Here is a 20,302-nt window from a genome sequence, read left to right on the forward strand (position 1 = left end):
GGGCGAGGGGTTAGTCCGGGTCGAGGCCCGGAGTGACGACCTCCTGGCCTTGCACGTACACGCCGGCGATCGCGGGCTGGCGCAGGCCCATCAGCAGGGTGAACAGTTCCTCGAGCGTCGCCTCCGCCTCGTCATCCGAGCGGATGCCCATGGTGAGCATGCCGTCCAGCGGCTCCCACCTGGACTTCTCGATGAGCAGGAAGTCCGCCTCCTTGCCCACATCGAGGTTGCCGAAGGCGTGCTCCATGTCGAGGGCGCGCGCGCCGGCGAGGGTCGCGGCGAACAGCAGCTCGGCGGGGTGCAGCGCGGTGCCGGCGTCGCCCTCCTCGGAGATGTGGACCTTGTAGCAGTCGCCGGCCACGCGGGAGATCAGCCACTCGTCGCCGGCGCCGATGTCGGTGCCCAAGGCCACATTCACGCCCGCGTCGATCGTCCGTCGCCACGGCATGGTTCCCGAGCCCAGGAACAGCTGCGACGTGGGGCAGTGGGCGATGGACGTGCCGGTCTCGGCCATGCGGGCGAGTTCGCGCGGCTGCGAGTGGACAGCGTGCGCGAGCGACGAGCGCCGGCCCAGCAGCGTGCGCCCACCCTCGCGCGAGCCGCTCAGGAACCTGCCGTCGTAGGTGTCCAGGTAGGTCTCGACTCCGTAGGTGCCAAGCACCGCGGCGATCTCGCCGTCGCCCTTGCGGTTGTTCTCGTTCAGGTGGCTGTGGAAGTACACGCCGCGCATGCGCGCCTCGTCGTAGAGCTCGCCGAGCGCTCCGAGGGTCTGGGCTGTGACCGACAGGGAGAAGCGCGGCACGATCGCGACCTGCACGCGCGCGGTGCGGGGGTCGCCCGTGTCCACGGCGTGCCAGTGGTTGATCTCCTTCGAGACCAGGTCGATGGCCGTCTTCTCGTCGGTGATGAGAGCCGATGCGGCATCGGGACCGACCGTCTGAATCCCGCGACCCGACACGATCCGCAGGCCAGAGGCGAGCGTCTCGCGATACAGCGCGTCCTGCGCCACGGGGAAGGCGCTGCCGAACACCATGGCCGCCGTTGTCCCGGCGGCGATGCGTCTGCGGGTGAAGTACCGGGCAGCGCGGCCGGCGAACTCCGGGTCGGCGTACTGGGTCTCGGTAGGGAAGATGCAGTGGTCGAGCCACTCGAGCAGCTGACCGCCGCCGTGCGCCGCGGTCGCGTACGACTGCGGGTAGTGGACGTGCGAGTCGACGAATCCGGGGATCAGGTAGTCGGCTCGGGTGACGGGGGCGGCCGCGTGCTCCGCAGGCAGGTCCGCCCACGGGCCCACCCACGCGATCTCGCCGTGGTCGCCGCTCACCACCAGTGCGCCGTCGGGGATCGACACCAGCGCTTGCGTCACGTCCTGCTGCGCGGGCGAGCCGGCGATGTGAAAGAGGTGTGCGCGGAAGACGCGCGTGCCGGGGGTGTGAGACATGCCGCCGCCGTTCAGACGAGACCGGTGTACTGGCTCCACGCGGGGCCGGCGTCGGGCGCGTCGTCCTTGATCGCGCTGGCCTGGATGAGGCCGTAGGGGCGGTCGTCTGCGTGAAAGACCTCGCCGTGGTTCTCGATGCCGAACCGTCCCAGGTCGTACTCGAAGTGGTGCTTGTTGGGCGCGGACATCCGCACCTCGACGAGCTCCGGCACGGCCTCGAGGGCGGCGGTGCCCATCGCATACAGGGTCTGCTGGAGCGCGAGCGAGTGGTGCTCGGCGAAGGTGCTCGTCAGCGCTCGTTTGATGGTCGCGTACGCCGCGTTCCAGTCCACATCGGTGCCATCGAACCGCCACTTGGCGTTCAGCGCCGTCGCCATGATGCGGTCGTGCGTGGGCTCGAGCACCGTGAACTCGTCCTCGAGAAAGCCGTGGAACTCGCTGCCCGTGGACTTCAGGATGATCAGGTCCTTGAGGCCGCCCGTCACCCAGGAGCGCCGCGCATCGGCCGTGCCCGTCACGGTGACAGAGGCCGTCCGGACCTCCTGCCCCGAGCGCACCCAGGTGTGATCGTGCCCGGCGCCGCTGCCGTCGGCGTCCACGCGCGTCCACTCGTAGTGCTCGACCTCGACTCGCGCCTCGTGCACCGGCTCCACGTCGTCGACGAAGTGAGACGCGAGGGCCAGGGCGTAGGCCTCGATCGACTCGAGGCCGACCGTCTTCGCGTAGGCGTACGCGGTCTGTTTCTGGGTGTCCGTGGGGAGCACCGTGGCCTGGTCGCCGGTGAGGTGCGCCGCGTCGAAGTCGCCGCGCAGGCAGGTCGAGACGTTGACGTCCGCGATCTGGTGCCGGGCCGTGTTGCGCACGATGCGCACGATGCGGTTCTCCGCCTTGCCGTACTGATGGTCGCCCAGAACGATCGCCATGATCACGCCTTTCACACGAGTGCCGGCGCGGTGGCACGCCTGCGGATCCCCTCACGTTATCCACTCCGAGTTTCGGTGGCGTTTCGCGAGCGGTGCATCGTGCGAAGCAGCGGCTTCTTCTCACCTTCGGTAATGTGGACAGCGGGGACTGGGGGGACAGATGCCCGAGGACACTTCGGCACCACAGTGGCGCCGCACCGCGCGCAAGGCGGCGGCAGTCGCGGCGATCGTGATCGCTGTCGGCCTGGCGCTCGTGGTCCTGGTGCCGATCGTCCTGGTGGGCCTGCACCAGTCATCCGAGGACCGCGATGCGCGAGGCGCCGCTGAGTCGTCGAGCATCGTCGCATTCCAGATCGTGACCGCCTGCACGGCCGATGCGGTGTCGAGCCTCCCCGCAGGCGCCGCCGCCTCCGACGCGGGCAGCGCATTCCGAGACTGTGTGGACGAGCCACGCGGCAGGTCGTTCACCGAGATCCTGCAACAGGACATGGGCAGCGGTGGCGTGACCTTCGCTGTCAAGACCTCGGCCTCCGCGACCACGGGTGGGGGATCGGATTGGTTCGCGGGGTCCGGCGACGCCGGCGGCTGCTGGTCCCTCACCATCGACGCTGGCGCGCGTGCCATCACGGCGTTGGGCACGGTCTCGTGCGTCGACGCTGGGTCGAGTGAGCCTCCTCGGAACGAGATCGATGTGGCGGCAGCCGGCGGCTTCAGCCCGATGCCCTTCGGCGTGGGCCCAGAGACGTCGGGCGAGGTGACGTCGCTTCGCGTGACGACGGGCGACACGCTCGAGGCCGGAGACGTGGTCGCGGAGATCGACGGCCTGCCCATCATCGCCTATCCAGGCCCAGGCCCGCTGTCATCGGAAGACGGATGGACGCCTGACGAGGACAACAGGGCAGAGGGAGCGTGGACGCGCGACCACGCGATCCAGCACATTCTGGCGCGTCTCGGATACTACGAGGGACAGCTCGACGGGGCCATCGGCTCGAACTCTCGCGAGGCCATCCGGCAGTTCAACGCCGACCAGGGAATCGACAGCGATGAGCTTGATGAGAGCCGGCTGGTGTGGATCGGTGACGTCGAGCCGGGGACCGAGCGAACCGACCACGATGCTCCCGTGGTGACGGCCATCTATGTGTCCGAGGGCGACGCGATCAGTGCGGGAGATCCGCTGTTCGCCCTCGGACGTCGCGACTAGCCCGGGTCGACCGCTGCCGCGCTCTGCACAGCGAGCGCTGGCCGCGCGATCATACGGCCCGCGAGTGGCGCGTCTGGAACGGGCGGGTGCACCTGCGCACCGCCCACCCACGTGTGCGTGACCTGCCCGGTGAGGCTGCGGCCGTCGAACGCCGACACCTTGTTGCGGTGCTCCAGGTCCGCGGCCTCGACCGTCCATGCGCGACCCGGCGCGAACGCCACGAGGTCCCCGCGGGCGCCCTCGCGGATCGTGCCCTTGTCGTCGAGGCCCACGAAGGACGCCGGCTTCGACGTCAGCCACGAGACGGCGGTCTCGAACGATATCCCCCGTGCCGCAGCGCCGGACGTCACCGCCGACAGCATCACCTGCAGCCCGGAGATGCCTCCCCACGCGCGGCCGAAGTCGCCGTCCGCGCCCACCTTGAGCTCGGCGGTCGCGGGGGAGTGGTCGGAGGCGATGAAGTCGATGGTGCCGTCGACGAGTGCGGCCCACAATGCTTCGCGGTTGTCCTCGTCGCGTACCGGCGGGCAGCACTTGAACTCGGTCGCTCCGTCCGGGATGTGGTCCGCGTCGAACGTCAGGTAATGCGGGCACGTCTCGACCGTCAGCTGGAGGCCCTCAGCCTTGGCCCCGCGGATCTGATTCAGCGCAGCGGCGGAGCTGAGGTGCAGGACGTGGGCGCGGCCGCCGGTCGCGCGCAGCGCGGAGATGATGGTCGCGATCGCGCTCGTCTCGGAACTCTCGGGCCGCGAGGCGACGAAGTCCTCGTAGTAGCGACCGCCGCCGTACGTCTCCAGGCGCGCAGGGTCCTCCGCGTGGACGATCACGAGCCCTCCGAACGCAGCCGTCTCGCCGAGAGCCTCGCGCAGCTGCGCGGCGCTCAGATGCGGAAACTCGTCGACCCCCGACGGCGACAGGAAAGCCTTGAAGCCGAACACCCCGGCGTCGTGCAACGGCTCGAGGGCGCCAAGAGAGGCGGGAATCGCGCCGCCCCAGAACCCGATGTCCACGGCCGCGTTCTCCATCGCCGCCGCGCGCTTGGCCTCCAACGCTGCCACGGTGGTGGTGGGCGGGATCGAGTTGAGCGGCATGTCGATGATGGTCGTCACTCCGCCCGCAGCGGCGGCGCGGGTCGCGGTCGCGAAGCCCTCCCAGTGGGTGCGCCCCGGCTCGTTGACGTGCACGTGGGTGTCGACCACGCCGGGGATCAGCACCTCGTCGGTGGCGAGCGAGACTGCCTGCGTCGCGGTCCACTCGGCGTGGCGAGGGCCGATGCGCGCGATGACGCCGTCCGTCACGCCCACGGCGGCGCGCTTCCAGGCACCGTCGATCAGCACACGGTCGCCGCGCAGCACGAGGTCGAAGTCCGTCATGGCGTGAGAGTACGGCCCCGATGTTGCGCGCGCGTGTCCAAGCGGTGACGCATGGGCGTGGCAGTGACGCCGCAACGCGCGCGAAACGTCCTCCGCCTACATTGGGCTCATGCTGGACATCGCCGCCGAGCTCGAGCGGGCGCTCGAGGCCGGACACCGGGTGGGAGTCGTGACGGTTGCGGCCGTGCACGGATCCGCGCCACGGGCCGTCGGCTCCGCGATGGCGGTGACGGATCACGGCGAGGTCATCGGCGCGATCTCGGGCGGCTGCGTGGAGTCAGAGGCGCACGCGCTCGCATCGGCCGCGCTCGCGGGCCAGGCCGAGCCGGCCACGACGCTCGGCCTGACCGACGGCGATGCTCTCGCGGCGGGACTGTCCTGCGGTGGTCATCTCTCCGTGGTCGCGACGGTCCTCACTCCGGTCGATGCGGGGGTGCGGGAGCAGCTGCGAGCGGCCTCGCGAGGTCAGGCAGCCGCGCTGGACCTGGTGCTCGACGAGGGCGCGGCGTCGACCCCGGCCACCACCGACTCCGCCGGGACTCGGCTCGAGGACGGCGTGCTCCACCTGAGGCGCCCCGCAGCACCGCGGCTGATCATCGTGGGCGCGGTCGACTTCTCGTCCGCGCTCGCGACGGCGGCGCGCCCTCTCGGCTACCGCATCACCGTGGTGGATGCGCGCCCGGCGTTCGCCACCGCGGCACGCCACCCCGACGCGCACGAGGTGGTCCGCGCCTGGCCAGGGGAGTACCTGGCCGGCACCGACGTGGGCGCCCGGGACGCGATCTGCGTCCTCACCCACGAGGAGCGCTTCGACATCCCCGCGTTGGCGGCAGCCCTGGCGACCGACGCCGCCTACGTGGGCGCCATGGGATCGCGTCGCACGGATGCGCGCCGTCGCGAGCTGCTGCACGAGGCCGGTGTGGGTGCAGAAGCGCTCGGCCGCCTGCGCAGTCCCATTGGGCTCGACCTGGGCGCCGTGACGCCCGCTGAGACGGCCGTCGCCATCGTGGCCGAGATGGTGGCCGATGCGCGGGCGGCTCGGGCTCCTCGCCTCAGCGAGGCCGAGGGGCCGATTCACGTGCGTGCCGCTCTCGCCTGAGGCGGTTCGCGGGCCGGCGGGCCACCGTCAGTCCGCGGCGGCCATCAGGCGCCAGAGGCGATCGCGCGACATCGGCAGCGCGTACGGTCGAGCGCCCAGGGCCCGCCGTATCGCATTCGCCAGCGCCGGGGCGACGGGGTTGTACGGCGACTCCGACATCGACTTGGCACCGTACGGTCCCAGGGCGTCCGAGGTGGACGCGAACAGCACCTCGGTGCGCGGCACGTCGGCCATCTGGGGAACCCGGTACTGCCGGAAGGCCGCGTTCTCGACGGCACCGGACCCGTCGATCATCACCTCTTCGTACAGCGATGAGCCGATGCCTTGAGCGACGCCGCCCTCGATCTGACCCAGGCACTGCTCGGGGTTCATGACCGTCCCTGCATCCGCCGACTGCACGGACCGCAGGATCCGCACCTCGCCGGTGTCAGCGTTGACTGCGACGCGGAAGGCCTGCACGTTGTAGGACACGGACCGCATGAGCTGATTGAGGGAGACCTCCGCGTGGGCCGCCCCGTCACGGGAGTGCTCGGTGTCCACTGCGGCCACCACGTCGCCGAAGGACGCGGTGATGCCCCCGGCGCCGACCCCGTCAGGTCCCAGCTCGCAGTCGGCCGGGTTCACGCCCAGCACTCGAGCGCCAGCAGCGACCAGTGCGTCGCGCAGCTCGAGGCACGCCGCGTGCAGCGCCTTGCCCGCCACCGTGATGCCCGTGGAGCCGAATGCGCCCGTGTCGTATGCGACCGCGTCCGTGTCGGCGTGCGTGATGGCGACGCGCGCTCGGGGCACGCCGAGCGCCTCCGAGACGACCTGAGAGTGCACCGTGATGGAGCCGTTGCCGAACTCGGCGGTGCCGACCCCTACGCGGTACACGCCGTCGGCGCCCACGTTGACCGTGGCGACTGCCCGGTGCCCGCGCGGCGGCAGCGTCGCGATCATCGACGCGGCCATTCCCTCGCCGAGCGCCCACGCGTCTCCCTGAGGGGCCGGGACGTCGTCCGGCGCCGCGAGGCCGTCGCGCGCCAGCTCGAGGCACTCGTCGAGTCCGTAGGAGCCGAAGATGAGGTCCTTGTCGGGCTCGCCCGCCACCACGAACGGGTCGCCCGGCCGCGCCGCGTTGAGCCGCCGCAACTCGAAAGGGTCCATGTCGAGCGAGATCGCGAGCTCGTCGAGAGCGGATTCGATCGCGAAGATCACCTGTCCGAGCCCGTAGCCGCGGAACGCCCCGGAGGGCACGTTGTTCGTGTAGACAGCCTCGGCGTCGAGCCGCTTGGCGGGCACCCGGTAGAGCGCCATCGACTCGTGGCAGCCGTGGAACAGCACGCCCGCCGCGTGGTTGCCGTACGCGCCCGTGTCGCTCAGCGCGTCCACCGTCAGCGCCGTGAGCCGCCCAGCGGAGTCCGCGCCGGCTCGCACCGTGACGCGGAACGGATGGCGCACGGCCGTCCGGGTGAACTCCTCGTCCCGGGTCATCTCGTACGCCACGGGCCGGCCCACGGCCAATGCCGCGATCGCCGTGATGTCCTCGGTGAACATCTCCTGCTTGCCGCCGAACCCGCCGCCCACACGCGCCGTGAACACGCGCACGCTCTGCGGGTCACGGTCCAGCAGCCGTGCGAGCTCGTCGCGTACCAGGAACGGCACCTGCGAGCTGGTGCGCACCGTGAGGCGGCCGTCCTCGGCGACCCACGCGATCGAACCGTGGGTCTCGAGCTGCGCGTGCGTCACCCGCGCGGTGGTCCAGGTGCCCGATGCGGTCACGGCGGAGCGCCCCAGGGCCTCCTCCACATCGCCCACCTCGCTGTGGGCGCTGGCGACGACGTTCCGTCCGGCGTCGGCGACGCGCTCCGACGGTGTGCGGTCGGGGTGCAGCAGCGGGGCTCCAGGGGCTCGCGCCGCCTCCGGATCGAGCACCGCGGGCAGCACCTCGTAGTCGACCCTCACCAGGCGCGCCGCCTCGCGCGCGACGCGCGGGTCCTCCGCCACCACCGCCGCGACACGCTGACCGATGAACCGCACCGTGTCGTCGAGCACGCGAGTGTCGTCCGCATCGTCCGTGCGGTGCTCGTGGCGTGCCGTCGAGTACCGACCGCGCGGCGCATCCTCTTGGGTGAGCACGGCGAGCACGCCGTCCATCGCCAGCGCGGCGGAGGCGTCGATCGCGACGATGCGCGCGTGGGCGTGAGGCGACCCCACCACCGCGAGGTGAGCGGTGCCCTCGGGAAGCTCGTCGAACGTGAACGGCTCGCGGCCCTGCACCACCCGCCTCGCCGCCGGAGGCGACGCATCCGCGCCGACGCCCTCGACCCCCGCATCGGCCGACGTCACTCGGGCCAGCCCGCGCTCGCACCCGCCGCACCCCTGCTGCGCATCGCCGCAGTGCCGGATCGACTCCTCGATCGCGCGGTAGCCGGTGCAGCGGCACAGGTTGCCGCGCATCTGGCGCTCGAGGTCGTCGGCCTGGTCCTCGGTCAGCGCTGATGCCGCCACGACCATGCCCGGTGTGCAGAACCCGCACTGGAAGCCGAAGTGATCCACGAAGGACTCCTGCAGCGCGCTGAGGTCATCGCCGGGGGCGAGCCCTGCCGCCGTCGTCACGTCGCTGTCCATCGCGCGGAACGCCGGCGTGAGGCATGAGTGCACCGCTGTGCCGTCGACGAGCACCGTGCACGCCCCGCAGTCCCCGGAGTCGCAGCCCTTCTTGACCGACGTGCGTCCGGACTCGCGCAGGAACGTTCGCAGGCACTGCCCGGGCGCCGGCGTGCCGGAGACCTCCTCGCCGTCGACTCTCATGGCGCGAGCTCCTCGCGCACCTCGGCCAGCAGCACCGCGCTCACCTGGCGCCGCCAGTCCGCGGTGCCCAGGGGGTCGGTGTAGTACCCGTCGGCGTCGCGCACGTCGGCCTCGAGCGCGGCCGCCGCTGGCAGCCCGGAGTAGCGCAGCACCGTGGGCGTGACGGTCGCCGCGGTGATGACGAACGTGCAGGCGCCGTCCGCGTCGCGCCTCCCAGTGAGCAGCGCTCCGGAGCGACCATGCTGCGCCAGCGCGATGCGGCGGTGGGCCGTGCGCGCCTCCAGGGCCGATGCGGGAACGATGACGTCGCGCAGCACCTCGGTCGCAGCGAGGGCGGTGGTGCCATTGCCCGTGGGCAGGTCCGCGACGGGAACGGCGCGCTCGGCTCCGTCCGCACTCCAGATCGTGGCGGTGGCATCGAGGGTGGCGGCGAGCGCGACCATCGATGAGGCCGCATATGAGCGCACGATGTTGCCGCCGACGGTGGCGGCCGAGCGCACCTTGGCGCTCGCGAGCAGGGACTCGGCGCACTGGCCGAACAGCGGAGCCGCAGGGAACGGGGCCGTCGCCGCCCAGCGCTCAAGCGCTCCGATGGTGGTCATCGCGCCGATGCGCAGATCGCCCTCGGCCGTCACGGCGAGTTCGTCCCAGCCCAGCGCGGAGAGGTCGACGAGGCCCGTGACGCCCGGCTGGTCCTCCGAGAACAGCCACGTGCCGCCGGCGAGGTAGCGCTCGCCAGGGGAGAGCGTGAGGTCCGCCCGTGAGCGCGCCGTCCTGACCCCCTGCACCGCCGTCAGATCCACGTCTCCACCTTCTTCTGACCCCTGTCTCACGGCCGTTGCCTCGGCGGCCTTCCTGACGAATCTGCCACGAGTGCAGGGGTCGTTCTCGCCATTCGACGGGAAATTTACGTCCGCGAAACACCAGGGGAACGGTGGTGGCCCGTGTCGGGGTGGGTCAGACGGCGCCGATGGCGCGGGGTCGCGCGCGGACGGATTGGATCCACGGCGCCCAGGACGGTCCCCCCGACGGTCCTGGGCGCCGTGATGCGCCCATCCAATCGGATATCGAGCTGAGGATCAAATCGTTTCGACCACGGGAGTGCGTCCGACCGCGGGCATCACCACGTTCGCCCCGCACAGCACGACGCCGATGCGCGACCCCGGCTCCGGCACCCAGCGTCCAGTGAGCAGCGCGGCGAAGGGGGCGGCGACGCCCGGCTCGACGACCACCCGCAGCAGTCGCCACAGCCGCGCCTGCGCGTCGAGCACCTCGTCGTCGGTCAGGACGACCGACTCGGCCTTCGCCCGGGAGAGGGCGGCCCAGGGCACGTCGCCGATGCGCCGGGCGCCCAGGTGATCCGCCGCCACTCCGGACACGGGAACGGTCACCGGCTCGCCGGCCTCGACCGCAGCCGCATACGAGGCGGTGCCGGCGGTCTCGCAGCCGATGATGCGCATGCGGTCGCCGCACCAGGCGGCAGCGCCGCCGGCGAGCCCGCCGCCGCCCACGGCCAGCATCATCGCGTCGAGGTGGCGACCGGACTGCGCGCGGTCGTCCTGATCGAGCTCCATCGCGACGGTGCCCGCGCCCGCCATCACCACCGGGTCGTCGAAGGCCTCGATGCTGGTCGCGTCGTGCTCCGCGAGGTAGTCGACGGCGGCGTCCCTGGCATCGCCGTACGTGATGCCGATGGAGTGGACCTGCGCGTCGAGGCTCAGGAGCCGCTCGACCTTGGACGGGTTGGCGGTGGTGGGCACGAAGATGTGAGCCTCGTGGCCGAACTCGCGGGCGGCGTAGGCGACGGCCGCGCCGTGGTTGCCTCCTGAGGCCGCGACGATTCCGGCAGGCGCGATGGGCTGCGTCGCGACGTAGTGCGTCGCGCCGCGGGCTTTGAATGCCCCGGTGACCTGCAGGAACTCGAGCTTGAACACCAGGGTGGCGTCGATGCCGAGGGTGTGCCCCGGGATCTCGATGATGGGGGTGTGGCGCACGTGGGCGGCGATGGCCTCGCCCGCGCGCGCGATGTCGTCAGCAGTGGGAATCGTGGTCACCCCACCAGTCTGCCGTGCCATGCCGCGAATCGTCTGGGACCCGCGCATCGGCCGTGCGTCATCTGCCTTCGGCAGAACTGTGTTGGTCATCCGCCTTCGGCAGAGAAATGCATCCAGTCTTCACGGCCTTCCCAATGGCCGCCCCAGGTCCAGCCGATCTCATCGAACGCGTCGTAGACCACGCTGGGGTCGTAGATCATGCCGTCGCGCTCCCACGCGCGGTCCTTGTACGACTCGGCGAGCTCGGGGAACAGCTCCTCGCCCTTGTAGTACGGGTTGTGGAACGGGTTGATGTCCACCGCGAGCCCCTTGGAGTGCTCGGACCACACCGTCGCGGCTCCCACCACGCGTCGGCACCAGAACGCGCTGGTGGTGTTCTGGTCGCCGGTGGGAGGGGACAGGTGCTCTTCGAGGGAGATCACGCGCATCTCCTCGATGGGAAAGCGGGCGTCGTAGATCTTCTCGAACGCGCCCACCACCTCTTCGGCGCGGTCTCGGTGGATCAGCATCTCCCCCGTGTGGGCCTGCTGGTCGAAGCCCCAGTAGGTCATGGTGATGTAACTGAGGTCATCCAGGCCGATGGGGCACTCGTTGCGCCACGACGAGCGGGCGGCGACGTCGTCCGGAACCTCGGTGATCTCGTAGGCGAAGTCCTCGGACTCGGGGTCCGGAAGCCACGGGCGCGGCGCGAGCTTGCGGTCCTGCAGCTCCTCCGGCGTGGGCTTGCGCTGCCCCAGGTTGTCGGGCTGGATGGGCAGCGGGATCGTGCCGAGCCACATCGGGCGTGCATAGAGGTCATCGTGGTCGTCGCGGTCCGGCTGCTCGGAGACCACCGGCTCGGGCTCCGGCTCGGGCGTGGCCGTCGCTGTGGTCACTGCCTCGACGGTCACCGTCGGCGTGGGGGTCGGCGACAGGATGGAGCAGCCGCCGAGGGCGACGGCGGCGGCGAGCGTCAGGAGGGCGAGACGGGAGGGCACCGTTCCAGGATACGGGGGCGGCGCTCGGCCTGGCGAGGGCCGATGCGCGCATCGCTGTTGTCGGTCCTGCGTGGTGAGATAGGGGCGTGAGCGAGACCAACGAATCCCGTCCCGCGCAGGTCGACCCTCGCGCCCGTCACCAAGACCTGGTGCAGCAGGTGGAAGAGCATCGCGCCCGCTATTACGGCGACGACGCCCCCACCATCTCCGATGCGGAGTACGACGCTCTGGAGCGCGAGCTGAAGGACCTGGAGGCGGGCCACCCCGAGCTGATCGAGCCCGATTCCCCCACGCAGGTGGTGGGCGCGGCGCGGGGGGACACCGGCTTCGCGTCGGTCCGTCACCGCGAACGCATGATGAGCCTCGACAACGCATTCTCCCTGGCGGAGGTCGAGTCCTGGCTGACGCGCATCGGCAAGGAGGCGGGCGACCGGCGGATCGTCTGCGAGCCCAAGATCGACGGGCTGTCCATCTCGCTGACGTACGTCGATGGCGAGCTCACGCAGGGCGTCACGCGGGGCGACGGCACCACGGGCGAAGACGTCACCGCGAACGTGCGCACCATCGCCGGGCTGCCTCACTCCCTCGCTGGCGATCACGTGCCCGCGCTGGTCGAAGTGCGCGGCGAGGTGTACCTGCCGGTCGAGGCGTTCCAGCAGCTCAACGACCGACTGCGCGACGAGGGCAAGGACCCGTACGCGAACCCGCGCAACACGGCGGCGGGGTCGCTGCGGCAGAAGGACCCCCAGGTGACGGCCACCCGCCCCTTGGCGCTGACCGCGTACGCCCTCGGCGCGTTGGAGTGGGGCGGCACGGAGCCACACCCGAGCATTGGGTCGCAGTCGGGCATCTACGACGTCCTCGCGCAGTGGGGCATGCCGGTGAGCGAGTTCGCGCGGGTGCTGGACGGCATCGGCCCCATCGAGGACTACCTCGTGGACTTGGAGAAGCGTCGCCACGACATGGTGCATGAGATCGACGGCGCGGTGCTGAAGGTCGACGACCGCAGCGTGCAGGCGGAGCTCGGGTCCACCTCGCGCGCGCCACGGTGGGCGATCGCGTACAAGTTCCCCCCTGAAGAGGTCCACACCACGCTCGAGGACATTCGCGTCGACGTGGGGCGCACCGGCCGCGTCACGCCGTACGGGGTGATGACGCCCGTGACGGTGGCGGGATCCACCGTCACCTACGCGACCCTCCACAACCAGCACGAGGTCAAGCGCAAGGGCGTGCTGATCGGCGACACAGTGGTGCTGCGGAAGGCGGGGGATGTCATCCCCGAGATCGTCGGCCCGGTGGCCGCGGCGCGCACGGGCAAGGAGCGTGAGTGGTCCATGCCCACGCACTGCCCCTCATGCGGGACGGCTCTCGCGGAGCAGAAGGAGGGCGACAAGGACCTGCGGTGCCCCAACTCGCAGTCCTGCCCTGCACAGATCATCGACCGCATCGCGTTCATCGGCTCGCGCGGTGCGCTCGACGTCGAGGTGTTGGGGGAGAAGGCCGCGGCGGCCATGGTCGAGTCGGGCGTGCTCGTCAACGAGGCCGGCCTCTTCGATCTCGGCGCGCAGGATGTTGCGTTGGCTGACTTGTTCACGCTCAAGGCGACCGAGTCGCTCACCAAGGCCCAACGTGATGCGGGCGAGACTCCCCGCCAACCTGGTGACCTCACGCGGAATGCCAGCAAGCTGTTGGAAGAGCTTGAGAAGGCGAAGAAGCAGCCGCTTTGGCGCGTGCTGGTATCGCTGTCGATCAGGCACGTGGGCCCCACGGCCTCGCGCGCGCTCGCGACCGCATTCGAATCCATGGATGCCATCCGCGCAGCGAGCGAAGAGGAACTGGCGGCGGTCGAGGGCGTGGGCCCGGTGATTGCCGAGTCCGTACGCAGCTGGTTCGCGGTCGACTGGCACGTCGAGATCGTCGAACGATGGGCGGCGGCCGGAGTGCGGATGGCCGATGAGCGGGACGAGGCCGTCGAGCGCACCCTGGAGGGACTGACGGTGGTCGCCACCGGGTCGCTCGAGCGCTTCACGAGGGACTCAGTCAAGGAGGCGATCATCACGCGCGGCGGCAAGGCCGCGTCGTCCGTCTCGAAGAACACGGACTACGTGGTGGTAGGGGCGAACGCCGGCTCGAAGGCGGCCAAGGCCGAGCAGCTGGGGGTCCCGACGCTCGACGAGGCGCAGTTCGAACGCTTGCTTGAGGGAGGGCCGCAGGCCCTCGCCTAGGCACGGCCGCCGCCCCGCTCGCGCCCGCGAGTGGTGGGCTACATTGGACTCAGCCCGCACGCAGGTCGTCCAAGGAGTGTCATGGCCCAGACCATCCGCATCGTCGATCCGAGCGAGTCGAGCCGGCTCACGGAGATCGGAGAGCTGACCGCGCTGGCATACCTGGCGGACGGCCTCGTCGACCAGGCGCACCCGTACATCCCGCAGCTCAAGGACGCCCACGCGCGCGCCGAGGACGCCATGCTGCTGATGATGGCGGACGGCGAGACGGGGGAGGGGCCCGTCGTGGGCACCATCACGGTGGTGCCGCCGGGCTCCAGCTTCGTCGAGCTTGCGCAGGGGGACGAGTTCGAGCTCCGCATGCTCGCCGTCTCGCCCATCGAGCGGGGCCGCGGGATCGGCCGGACGCTCACGCGCGCCGCGATGGACCTCGCTGTCGAGAGGGGCGCCTCGCGCATCGTGCTGTCCACCATGGAGTCCATGCACGTCGCGCACCGCCTGTACGAGCGCATGGGCTTCAAGCGCCGGGAGGACCTCGACTGGACCGTGATCGACAATGCGGATGGCACCGTCTCCAAGGTCTCCGAGGCTGAGGGCGGGATTCGGCTCATCGGCTACTCCTGGGAGCCCTGACCCCATAGCGGTCGCTTTCGGTCCGCGCCCTGAGCTTGCCGCCCGCGCCTGCCGTCACCGTCCGCCTCAAGTAGCCGCGCGACACTGCGCGTTCTGCGATGCTTCGATAGCGTCGGGCGATGCAGAGTCTCGAGATCCGGCGGGCGAGGTTGGATGACGCCCGCGGTGTTGCCGTCGTCCATGTGAGAACGTGGCAGAGCGCATACCGCGGTGTGATTGACGATTCCGTCCTTGATGCACTCGACATCGACGACCGCGCAGCTCGCTGGTCGAACTGGATCCACGCATCGAACGCTGGAGAGCCCACTGGCGGCGACGCGAACGCCCCGCACACCATGCTCGTCGCAGAGCTAGACGGACAGATCGTGGGCTGGGCTGCGTTTGGAGCGGGACGCGATGAGGGTCAGAGCAGGTCAGGTGAGTTGGCGGGCCTGTACGTTCACCCTGAGCACTGGTCGAAGCGAGTAGGGCATGCACTCATCGAGCGCGTTGAAGCGGAGCTTCAACGCGAGGGCTTCCACGACGCGTACCTGTGGGTGCTCTTCGGTAACGAGAGAGCCGTTCGCTTCTACGAGGGCCATCACTGGGTGGCCGATGGCAACGAGAAGATCGACGATGCTGGCGGAGCGCACGAGCTGCGCGAAGTTAGACATCGGCGGACCCTCCGGTAACGATCATTCTCGAACGACTGAGAACTGCGTCAAGTACACGGGACGAGGGGGCGATGAGTACCGGAGACTTTGATCTGACGACGGACGAACTGCGAGCAGTCGTCCGGTTCGCCGCCGACGTCGCCGAGGCGTTGCTGCCCGACTTCGAAGCCGCCTCCCCAGATGACTCGCGACCACGCGATGCGATTGACGCTGCGCGACTGTTCGCTGGCGGCGCTCCGCGCTCAAACCTGCAACGAACGGCCGCCTTTGCATCACACCGCGCCGCCAAGGGCGTCGCTGAGGGAGCCGCCCAGCTCGCAGCAGTGGCCTGCGGCGATGCCGCAGCGGCGGCCTACCTCCACCCGATCGCGAAGTCATCGCAGGTCGGACATATACTCCGTGCCGCTGCCTGCGCCGCGCGGGTTTCCGAACTGAGAACAGGCGCCGCGGACAGCGATGGGGTTCGCGCTCTAGCCGATCGCGCGACTTCACCCCTGCCCGAGATACTTCGTCGATATCCGTCCGCCCCGTCGGGCAGTTCACGAGTGGCGCAGCTCATGAGTGAACTCGACTCAGTGATTCGGGCTCGAGACTAGGGCCCGAAACCGAACCTCCCAAGAAGGGGGCTTCAATGGCCACGTTTGCGGTGACCGACTCAGCGCTGGCGACGACGGCGCCCGGTTGCCGGACGGCCTACAGGCAGGCTCTTACTGTCCTTTGAGCGGCAGGGTCGGGCGCCGCGACGCTCCCTGCCACGCCACACGTGAACGATGCGACGTTCGAGAGTTCATGTGATGGGGGCGAGCGGGACTGGGACAACGACGCTCGGCCGAGCGTTGGCCGACTACTGGTCAGTGCCCCATGCGGATGCCGACGACTACTTCTGGGCGCCCACCGTTCCGCCCTACACAACCAAGCGCTCGTCGAGCGCACGACTGGAGTTGATGCACGACGTATTCGTCCCGCGCGAGGGCTGGGTGTTGTCGGGGTCGTTCATGGGTTGGGGTGAGAGCATCGTCGCCGAATGCGACGCAGTCGTCTTCTTGACACTCGATCCTGAGGAGCGATTGCGACGCCTGGAAGCCCGTGAGGTCCATCGCCGGGACGGTCACGAGTACGACGAGGCGGCGTGGTCTGCCTTTCTGGAATGGGCGCGAGGTTACGACGATCCATCCTTCGACGGCAGGAGCCGGGTCGCCCACGAGAAGTGGATTGAACGATGCGATCGGCCAGTTCTTCGGCTGAATAGTGCGATCCCGCCGCTCGAACTTCGTGACGCGGTGGTGAGCTGGAGTCCCTAACGTTCAGGCGAGACTGGCGCCTGCCCGCTGGGAGAATCGACCTGCGCGTGCGGACCGGCCTGAATCAGCGGCGCCGCACTCGGACCGGAAACGATCGATGCTGTACGAGCAGCGCCCTCATCGCGATACGACGGCCACCGCTGCGCGGGGCGAGCCGGCGGACGTCCCGGCCAGGCAGCAGGGAAGGCTTCCGGTGTCGTCTCCGAGCGTCGACGTATGGTCCGGGGATTCGACGCATGCGTCGCCACTAGACTCTGGGGCATGTCTCTTGAACGCGCAGACGTGGCACGCCTCGCGGCGCTCGCACGCATCGACATGACCGACGAGGACCTCGACCGCCTGGGGGGTCAACTGAACGCCATCGTGGACTCGGTGGCCAAGGTCGCCGAGGTCGCAGGCGAGGACGTCCCCGCCACCAGCCACCCCATCCCGATGGCCAACGTGCACCGTCCCGACGTGGTGCGCCCCTCCCTGTCTCAGGAGGCGGCGCTCTCCGGCGCGCCGGAAGCCGAGGACGGCCGGTTCCGCGTTCCACAGATCCTGGGGGAGGAGGCATGACCGCCCCTCACGACTGGACCCGCCTGAGCGCGGCGCAGATGGCCGCGGCGATGAAGGCAGGCGAGGTGACGTCGGTCGAGCTCACGCAGGCCCACTTGGACCGCATCGGCGCTGTGGACGGTGACGTCCACGCGTTCCTGCACCTCAACACCGAGGGCGCGCTCGCGACGGCCCGTGAGGTCGACGAGGCCCGCGCCGCTGGCGAGGACCTGCCGCCGCTCGCGGGCGTGCCCATCGCGATCAAGGACATCCTCGTCACCCGGGGCATGCCCACGACCGCTGGCTCGCGCATCCTCGAGGGCTGGGAGCCGCCGTACGACGCAACGGTGACTCGCAAGATCCGCGAGGCCCGCATGCCGATCCTCGGCAAGACCAACATGGACGAGTTCGCCATGGGGTCCTCGACCGAGCACTCTGGCTTCGGCCCCACCCACAATCCGTGGGACCTCGACCGCATCCCGGGCGGTTCCGGCGGCGGCTCCGCGGCGTCGATCGCCGCGTGGGAGGCCCCGCTCGCGATCGGCTCCGACACCGGCGGGTCGATCCGCCAGCCCGCATCGGTGACCGGCACCGTGGGGGTCAAGCCCACGTACGGCGGGGTGTCCCGTTACGGTGCGATCGCGCTCGCCAGCTCGCTCGACCAGCTCGGCCCGTGTGCGCGCACCGTCGAGGACGCCGCGATGCTTCACGAAGTGATGGGCGGCCACGACCCGATGGACGCCACCAGCCTCAACGAGCCGGTCCCCGGCTGCGTCGAGGCCGCGCGCCAGGGCCGGGAGGGCGACCTCGCGGGCGTGCGAGTGGGCGTCATCAAGGAGCTGTCAGGCGAGGGATACCAGGCCGGTGTCGAGCAGCGCTTCGAGGAGGGGCTCGACAAGCTCCGCGCGCTGGGCGCCGAGGTCGTCGAGGTGTCCTGCCCGTCCTTCGAGTACGCCCTCGCGGCCTACTACCTGATCCTGCCCTCGGAGGCCTCGTCCAACCTGGCCAAGTTCGACTCGGTGCGCTTCGGCATGCGCGTCGAGAAGGGCACCATCGAGCGCACCATGGGGGCGACCCGTGCCGAGGGCTTCGGTGACGAGGTCAAGCGCCGCATCATTCTGGGCACCTACGCCCTGAGCGCGGGCTACTACGACGCGTACTACGGATCGGCGCAGAAGGTCCGTACGCTCATTCAGCGTGACTTCGCGGCCGCGTTCGAGAAGGCGGACGTGCTGGTGAGCCCCACCACGCCCACCACGCCGTTCAAGCTTGGCGAGCGCATCGACGATCCGCTGGCGATGTACCTCAACGACGTCGCCACCATCCCGGCGAACCTCGCGGGAATCCCGGGAATGTCGCTGCCGTCTGGTGTGGCACCCGAGGATGGTCTTCCTGCGGGATTCCAGATTCTGGCCCCCGCGCACGAAGACGCGCGGCTCTACCGCATCGGCGCGGCGCTCGAGAAGGCGCTCGCCGAGGACTGGGGCGGCCCCTTGGCGGCGCTGGCCCCCGAGCTGGAGGTGTCGTAAGTGACCGCGCTGACGTACGAGCAGGCCATGGAGCAGTTCGACCCGGTGTTCGGGATCGAGGTCCACGTCGAGCTCAACACCGCCACCAAGATGTTCTGCGGCTGCGCGAATGAGTTCGGGGCCGAGCCCAACACTCAGGTGTGCCCGGTGTGCTTGGGCCTCCCGGGGTCGATGCCGGTGACGAACGAGAAGGCTGTGGAGTCGGCGATCCGGTTGGGGCTGTCGCTCGGCTGCCAGATCCGCGAGTCGAGCCGCTTCGCCCGCAAGAACTACTTCTACCCGGACCTGGCGAAGGACTACCAGATCTCGCAGTATGACGAGCCCACGTGCTTCGAGGGCAGCCTCGACGTGGTGCTCGACGACGGCACCGTGGTGACCATCGGAATCGAGCGTGCGCACATCGAGGAGGACGCCGGCAAGAACACCCACGTGGGTGGCACCGGCGGAATCCAGGGCGCGAGCCACTCCCTCGTGGACTACAACCGCGGCGGCGTCCCGCTGGTCGAGATCGTCACCAAGCCCATCACGGGCGCGGGGGCGCGCACCGCGGAGGTCGCGCGCGCGTATGTGGCGACCATCCGCGACATCGTGAAGGCCCTCGGGATCTCCGACGGGCGCATGGAGCAGGGCTCCGTCCGCGCGGACGTGAACCTGTCGCTGCGCGTCAAGGCTGGTCCGGGCGAGGACCAGAACTCTGTGCCGTTCGGCAAGAGGTCCGAGACCAAGAACGTCAACTCGCTGCGCGCGATCGAGCGCTCCATCCATCACGAGGCCTCTCGCCAGGCCGGGCTGCTGCTCGCCGGCGAGCCGGTGGTGCAGGAGACCCGTCACTGGCACGAGGACACCGGTTCGACCACGCCAGGACGGTCCAAGGAGGAGGCGGAGGACTACCGCTACTTCCCTGAGCCCGACCTGCTGCCGGTCGAGCCGAGCCGCGAGTGGGTCGAGGAGCTGCGCGGCACGCTGCCCGAGCACCCCGCCAAGATGCGCGCGCGCCTCAAGGAGGACTGGGGCTTCAGCGATCTCGAGATGCGCGACGCGGTCAACGCCGATGCGCTGGACCTCATCGCCTCGACGGTCGCCGCGGGCGCCACGCCCCAGGCGGCGCGCAAGTGGTGGATGGGCGAGCTCGCACGGACCGCGAATGACCGCGACGTGGCGATGCGCGACCTGCCGGTCACCCCCGAGCACGTCGCCGAGCTCCAGGGGCTGGTCGACGAGGGGCGCATCAACGACAAGCTGGCCCGGCAAGTGCTCGAGGGCGTGCTCGCGGGCGAGGGATCGCCCGCGGAAGTGGTCGCCGCTCGTGGCCTCGAGGTCGTGTCTGACGACTCGGCTCTCGAGAAAGCCGTGGACGAGGCGCTTGCGGCCCAGCCCGACGTGCTGGAGAAGATCCAGAGCGGCAAGGTGCAGGCAGCGGGCGCGATCGTGGGTGCGGTCATGAAGGCCACCCGCGGTCAGGCCGATGCAGGTCGGGTCCGGGAGATCATCCTTCAGCGAGCGGGCGTCGAGGGCTGACGCCGGCAGCAGCCACACCTCCGGGCACGCGTGCCCGGAGGTGGT

General features: G+C 70.1%; 17 protein-coding genes. 10 read left to right on the forward strand and 7 right to left on the reverse strand.

Features of this window, described 5'->3' with window-relative positions; translation table 11 throughout:
- Positions 1-10: 10 nt before the first annotated feature.
- The gene (locus AOP72_RS03370) at positions 11-1,441 is read right to left on the reverse strand and encodes an amidohydrolase family protein (protein WP_062132383.1); all 1,431 of its coding nucleotides are present in this window, start codon (positions 1,439-1,441) and stop codon (positions 11-13) included.
- Positions 1,442-1,452: 11 nt separating this feature from the next.
- On the reverse strand, positions 1,453-2,364 hold the full coding sequence (pucL, locus tag AOP72_RS03375) for a factor-independent urate hydroxylase (protein ID WP_062132387.1): 912 nt from the start codon (positions 2,362-2,364) through the stop codon (positions 1,453-1,455).
- 160 nt (positions 2,365-2,524) lie between these two features.
- Between pucL and AOP72_RS03380 the strand changes: the two genes are divergently transcribed.
- A complete protein-coding gene (locus tag AOP72_RS03380) occupies positions 2,525-3,565 on the forward strand; it encodes a peptidoglycan-binding protein (protein WP_062132390.1) in 1,041 nt (346 codons plus the stop codon).
- Here the strand turns inward: AOP72_RS03380 and allB are convergent.
- The gene (gene allB / locus AOP72_RS03385; RefSeq protein ID WP_062132393.1) at positions 3,562-4,938 is read right to left on the reverse strand and encodes an allantoinase AllB; all 1,377 of its coding nucleotides are present in this window, start codon (positions 4,936-4,938) and stop codon (positions 3,562-3,564) included. The genes AOP72_RS03380 and allB overlap by 4 nt on opposite strands.
- Before the next feature lie 109 nt (positions 4,939-5,047).
- On the opposite strand from allB, the gene AOP72_RS03390 reads away from it, so the two are divergent.
- On the forward strand, positions 5,048-6,037 hold the full coding sequence (locus AOP72_RS03390) for an XdhC family protein (protein ID WP_062132396.1): 990 nt from the start codon (positions 5,048-5,050) through the stop codon (positions 6,035-6,037).
- A 27-nt stretch (positions 6,038-6,064) separates the two neighbouring features.
- Here AOP72_RS03390 and AOP72_RS03395 read toward each other — a convergent pair whose 3' ends face one another.
- The 4 genes from AOP72_RS03395 to AOP72_RS03410 form a co-directional block, all read right to left on the reverse strand.
- A complete protein-coding gene (locus AOP72_RS03395) occupies positions 6,065-8,830 on the reverse strand; it encodes a molybdopterin-dependent oxidoreductase (protein ID WP_062132399.1) in 2,766 nt (921 codons plus the stop codon).
- Positions 8,827-9,633 (reverse strand): FAD binding domain-containing protein, encoded by an 807-nt coding sequence (locus AOP72_RS03400; protein ID WP_062132402.1) that lies wholly within the window; start codon positions 9,631-9,633, stop codon positions 8,827-8,829. Before AOP72_RS03400 ends, AOP72_RS03395 begins: the two co-directional genes overlap by 4 nt.
- Positions 9,634-9,909: 276 nt before the next feature.
- A complete protein-coding gene (locus AOP72_RS03405; protein WP_193746342.1) occupies positions 9,910-10,884 on the reverse strand; it encodes a serine/threonine dehydratase in 975 nt (324 codons plus the stop codon).
- Between the two features lie 86 nt (positions 10,885-10,970).
- Positions 10,971-11,861, reverse strand: coding sequence for a M15 family metallopeptidase (locus AOP72_RS03410; RefSeq protein ID WP_062132408.1), 891 nt, complete (start codon positions 11,859-11,861; stop codon positions 10,971-10,973).
- A gap of 86 nt (positions 11,862-11,947) precedes the next feature.
- On the opposite strand from AOP72_RS03410, the gene ligA reads away from it, so the two are divergent.
- The 8 genes from ligA to gatB all read left to right on the forward strand — a co-directional run bounded on the left by ligA (position 11,948) and on the right by gatB (position 20,257).
- A complete protein-coding gene (gene ligA, locus AOP72_RS03415; RefSeq protein ID WP_062132411.1) occupies positions 11,948-14,086 on the forward strand; it encodes an NAD-dependent DNA ligase LigA in 2,139 nt (712 codons plus the stop codon).
- A gap of 81 nt (positions 14,087-14,167) precedes the next feature.
- A complete protein-coding gene (locus AOP72_RS03420) occupies positions 14,168-14,719 on the forward strand; it encodes a GNAT family N-acetyltransferase (protein WP_084631213.1) in 552 nt (183 codons plus the stop codon).
- A 182-nt stretch (positions 14,720-14,901) separates the two neighbouring features.
- A complete protein-coding gene (locus tag AOP72_RS03425; RefSeq protein ID WP_238581592.1) occupies positions 14,902-15,390 on the forward strand; it encodes a GNAT family N-acetyltransferase in 489 nt (162 codons plus the stop codon).
- Positions 15,391-15,443: 53 nt separating this feature from the next.
- The gene (locus AOP72_RS13935) at positions 15,444-15,968 is read left to right on the forward strand and encodes a putative immunity protein (protein ID WP_084631217.1); all 525 of its coding nucleotides are present in this window, start codon (positions 15,444-15,446) and stop codon (positions 15,966-15,968) included.
- Between the two features lie 240 nt (positions 15,969-16,208).
- On the forward strand, positions 16,209-16,673 hold the full coding sequence (locus tag AOP72_RS03430; RefSeq protein ID WP_238581593.1) for a P-loop NTPase family protein: 465 nt from the start codon (positions 16,209-16,211) through the stop codon (positions 16,671-16,673).
- Positions 16,674-16,934: 261 nt separating this feature from the next.
- On the forward strand, positions 16,935-17,231 hold the full coding sequence (gene gatC, locus AOP72_RS03435; protein ID WP_062132420.1) for an Asp-tRNA(Asn)/Glu-tRNA(Gln) amidotransferase subunit GatC: 297 nt from the start codon (positions 16,935-16,937) through the stop codon (positions 17,229-17,231).
- The gene (gene gatA, locus AOP72_RS03440) at positions 17,228-18,739 is read left to right on the forward strand and encodes an Asp-tRNA(Asn)/Glu-tRNA(Gln) amidotransferase subunit GatA (RefSeq protein ID WP_062132424.1); all 1,512 of its coding nucleotides are present in this window, start codon (positions 17,228-17,230) and stop codon (positions 18,737-18,739) included. The genes gatC and gatA overlap by 4 nt, the downstream gene beginning before the upstream one ends.
- Positions 18,740-20,257: an Asp-tRNA(Asn)/Glu-tRNA(Gln) amidotransferase subunit GatB gene (gene gatB / locus AOP72_RS03445; RefSeq protein ID WP_084631219.1), complete on the forward strand. Its 1,518-nt coding sequence runs from the start codon at positions 18,740-18,742 to the stop codon at positions 20,255-20,257.
- Positions 20,258-20,302: the final 45 nt, after the last annotated feature.

It is taken from the genome of Demequina aestuarii, from assembly GCF_000975095.1.
GTDB lineage: Bacteria > Actinomycetota > Actinomycetes > Actinomycetales > Demequinaceae > Demequina > Demequina aestuarii.

Bases quoted from the DNA above. Each gene is read 5' to 3' on its own strand.
- pucL (WP_062132387.1), bottom strand. From the start codon at position 2,364: ATGGCGATCGTTCTGGGCGACCATCAGTACGGCAAGGCGGAGAACCGC.
- AOP72_RS03380 (WP_062132390.1), top strand. From the start codon at position 2,525: ATGCCCGAGGACACTTCGGCACCACAGTGGCGCCGCACCGCGCGCAAG.
- gatA (WP_062132424.1), top strand. From the start codon at position 17,228: ATGACCGCCCCTCACGACTGGACCCGCCTGAGCGCGGCGCAGATGGCC.
- AOP72_RS03395 (WP_062132399.1), bottom strand. From the start codon at position 8,830: ATGAGAGTCGACGGCGAGGAGGTCTCCGGCACGCCGGCGCCCGGGCAG.
- AOP72_RS13935 (WP_084631217.1), top strand. From the start codon at position 15,444: ATGAGTACCGGAGACTTTGATCTGACGACGGACGAACTGCGAGCAGTC.
- AOP72_RS03370 (WP_062132383.1), bottom strand. From the start codon at position 1,441: ATGTCTCACACCCCCGGCACGCGCGTCTTCCGCGCACACCTCTTTCAC.
- gatC (WP_062132420.1), top strand. From the start codon at position 16,935: ATGTCTCTTGAACGCGCAGACGTGGCACGCCTCGCGGCGCTCGCACGC.
- AOP72_RS03420 (WP_084631213.1), top strand. From the start codon at position 14,168: ATGGCCCAGACCATCCGCATCGTCGATCCGAGCGAGTCGAGCCGGCTC.
- allB (WP_062132393.1), bottom strand. From the start codon at position 4,938: ATGACGGACTTCGACCTCGTGCTGCGCGGCGACCGTGTGCTGATCGAC.
- AOP72_RS03390 (WP_062132396.1), top strand. From the start codon at position 5,048: ATGCTGGACATCGCCGCCGAGCTCGAGCGGGCGCTCGAGGCCGGACAC.